The sequence below is a fragment of the Paraburkholderia sp. EG304 genome, assembly GCF_046543485.1.
In the GTDB taxonomy this organism is placed as follows: domain Bacteria; phylum Pseudomonadota; class Gammaproteobacteria; order Burkholderiales; family Burkholderiaceae; genus Paraburkholderia; species Paraburkholderia youngii.
In genome coordinates this window covers 1-359 of sequence record NZ_JBKGUA010000385.1, presented here as the reverse complement: position 1 = coordinate 359, position 359 = coordinate 1, and the positions used below count along the sequence as shown (strand labels likewise).

At 62.7% G+C, this 359-nt stretch carries 1 pseudogene; it reads right to left on the bottom strand.

The features are described from left to right. Positions 1-82: 82 nt before the first annotated feature. Positions 83-359, bottom strand: a pseudogene (locus tag ACLFKU_RS44405) (DDE-type integrase/transposase/recombinase); the annotation flags it as partial.

Here is a 359-nt window from a genome sequence, read left to right as displayed (position 1 = left end):
TGTCCAAGTGATGGCGCGCCCGGCGAGTACATCGCTCCTCGCCCCGTCAACCGATACACCTGCTTTACACTTCGTCCCATGCAACACCCCTCGATAGAAGGTGTTGCGACGACCGGTTGAATTCGCCTTGACTGCCTCTATCCGAATGATGCAGGACGCCGGGCGCGGGCCGGCGGCGGAACCACGCCATCGTCAATGCGTCGGTCACGAGGTCCGCCGTCATGCGCGGCTCGACGGACCAACCTACGACCTCCGGGTTGAACAGGTCCAGCGTGACCGCCAGATACAGCCAGCCTTCGTCGGTCCAGATGTACGTGATGTCCGAGGTGAACACCTGATTGGGCTCGGCCCGCGTGAAC